Below are 2,747 nucleotides of genomic sequence, written 5' to 3' on the forward strand. Positions count from 1 at the left end.
GCGGTGCCCTGGCCCGAAGCCGCTGCACCCGCAGCGGCTTTTTTCTTGGAGGTCACGTGATCGAAACACAACTCTGGCACCCGGTCATCGCGGGCATGCACCTGCGCAACGAGCCGGTGGCCGTGTCGCTGCTGGGGCAGGACGTCGTGCTGTGGCGCGAGCACGGCCATGAGGGGCAGCCCGGCGTGGTGCACGCCTGGGCCGACCGCTGCCCGCACCGCGGGGCGAAGCTGTCGCTGGGGCGGGTGCTCACGCACCTGCACGGCGCGCGGCTGGAGTGTCCATACCACGGCTGGCAGTTCGCGGGCGATGGTGCGGCGGCGCAGGGCCACCACGGTGCGCCGGTGGCCGTGGGGCGCTGCGTGCACGTGCCGGCCGCCCCGACCTTCGAGCCCCCCGCCGCACATTGCGCCCAACGGTTCGAGGCGCAGGAACGCCACGGCCTGGTCTGGGTCCGGCTGGAGCGGCCCGACCGGTCGCAGCTGCCGGCCTCGCTGTCATCTCCGCCGGCGTTCGAGCCCTGGGACGATCCGCTGTGGCGCCAGGTCATCTGCGGCCCCTATGTCGTTGACACCAGCGCCCCACGCCTGGTGGAAAATTTCCTGGACCTGAGCCACTTTGGCTTTGTGCACGAGGGCTGGCTGGGCGCGCGCAGCCACGCGCAGGTGGACACCGGCCGCGTGGAAGAGGGCGCCGACGGCGTGCACGCGCGCGAATGCAAGGCCTGGCAACCCCAGGGCTACGCGGGCGCCGAGGGCGGCGGCTGGGTGGCGTACCGCTACACCGTGCCGCACCCGTTCGCCGCCATCCTGCGCAAGGACGCGGCCGAGGGCGATCCGGTGAGCAACGCCATCGCGCTGTTCATCCGTCCCGACGGCCCCGAGGCCTGCACCGCCTGGTTCGCCATGGCCACGCTGGGCGACCTGAGCGACGACGAGGAGCTGCGCGCTTTCCAGGACACGGTGTTTGGGCAGGACAAGCCCATCGTCGAATCGCAAAGTCCCACGCGCCTGCCCATCGGCCAGGACGGCGCGATTGCCGAAGTGCACGGCCCGGCCGACCGCATGTCCAGTGCCTACCGCCGTTATCTGGCCCGCACCGGTGTTTCACTCGGTGTCTGTTGAAAGGAAACCCATGAACGCCATCGAACTCGCCCGCGCCATCCCCAAGGCCGAACTGCACATCCACATCGAAGGCTCCCTCGAACCCGAGCTGATCTTCCAGCTCGCGCAACGCAACGGGGTGGCCCTGAGCTACCCCAGTGTGGAAGCGCTGCGCGCCGCCTACGCCTTCACCGACCTGCAGAGCTTTCTGGACATCTACTACGCCGGCGCCAGCGTGCTGCTGCAGCCGCAGGACTTCCACGACATGGCCTGGGCGTACTTCCTGCGCGCCAAGGCCGACAACGTCATCCATACCGAACTCTTCTTCGACCCCCAGACCCACACCGCGCGCGGCGTGCCCATGGCCTCGGTGATCGATGGTCTGTCCGGCGCTTGCCAGAAAGCCGAAGCCGAGCTGGGCATCAGCTCGGCGCTGATCCTGTGTTTCCTGCGCCACTTGAGCGAGGAAGACGCGTTCGCCACCCTCCAAGCGGCGCTGCCCTACCGCGAGCACTTCATCGGCGTCGGACTCGATTCAAGCGAGCTGGGCCACCCGCCGGAAAAGTTCGAACGCGTGTTCGCGCGCTGCCGCGAGCTGGGCCTGAAGGTCGTGGCCCACGCGGGTGAAGAAGGACCGCCCGAGTACATGTGGCAGGCCATCGACCTGCTCAAGGTGCAGCGCATCGACCACGGGGTGGCCGCGCTGCAGGACCCGCTGCTCATGGCCGAGCTGGCGCACACGCGGCTGCCACTGACGGTGTGCCCGCTGTCCAACCTCAAGCTTTGCGTGGTGAACGACCTGCGCGACCACGGCTTGAAGACCATGCTCGACGCCGGTCTGTGCGTGACCATCAACTCCGACGACCCGGCCTATTTCGGTGGCTACATGAACGCCAACTTCGAGCAGACGGTGGCGGCGCTTCAGCTCAGCCGCGAGGACGTGGTGCAACTGGCGAAGAACAGTTTTGAAGCCAGCTTCATCAGCGACCAGCGGCGGGCCGCCTGCATGGCCCAGCTGCGGGCGGTGGCCAGCACCTGAACCGGCGACGGGGTGCGCCGCTGCGCGCGTGACTGCGGGGCCGGGGGCGATGCCGGACAATGCGGAGTTTGTCCGACTGCCGTTCCGAGGTTCCGTTTTGCCACTGCCCGCGCCCCAGCCCCGCCAGCCCATGCACACCCGTCGCGTCGAGTACCGCGGCTTCCAGCGCGACGATGGCCTCTGGGACATCGAAGGCGAACTGCACGACAGCAAGCCGCACGCGTTTGAAATCCAGGGCGAAGGCGAATGGGCGCCGCACGAGGCCATCCACCACATGAGCATCCGCGTCACGGTGGACGAGTCCATGCTGATCCGCGAGGTGCAGGCGTGCATGGACGCGCACCCGCACGACCCCTGCCCGCAGGCCATGCCGCCCATGCAGGGCCTGGTGGGTGAGACCCTGGGCAAGGGCTGGCGCAAGACCATCGAACGCCACCTGGGCGGCACGGTGGGTTGCACCCACCTGCGCGAACTGCTGTTCAACCTGGCCACGGCCGCGTTCCAGACCCGGTCGGCTTCGTTCGCCCCGCCCCCTGACGGCCGCCCGCCCATGCACCTGGGCCAGTGCAAGGCCTGGGCCTTCGACGGACCGGTGGTCGAGAAGG

Annotated in this window: 3 protein-coding genes; all 3 read left to right on the top strand. The window is 69.0% G+C overall.

What is annotated here, in order from left to right; all coding sequences use genetic code 11:
- Positions 1 to 1,124, top strand: a 1,124-nt coding sequence (locus ACR2JA_RS20680) for a Rieske 2Fe-2S domain-containing protein (RefSeq protein WP_434010943.1), incomplete at its 5' end; no start/stop codon positions are given.
- A gap of 10 nt (positions 1,125 to 1,134) precedes the next feature.
- Positions 1,135 to 2,142, top strand: coding sequence for an adenosine deaminase (locus ACR2JA_RS20685; RefSeq protein WP_434010944.1), 1,008 nt, complete (start codon positions 1,135 to 1,137; stop codon positions 2,140 to 2,142).
- Between the two features lie 130 nt (positions 2,143 to 2,272).
- The coding region (locus ACR2JA_RS20690; protein ID WP_434010945.1) for a DUF2889 domain-containing protein at positions 2,273 to 2,747 on the top strand (475 nt) is incomplete at its 3' end.

It is taken from the genome of Hydrogenophaga sp., assembly GCF_051007235.1.
GTDB lineage: Bacteria > Pseudomonadota > Gammaproteobacteria > Burkholderiales > Burkholderiaceae_C > Hydrogenophaga.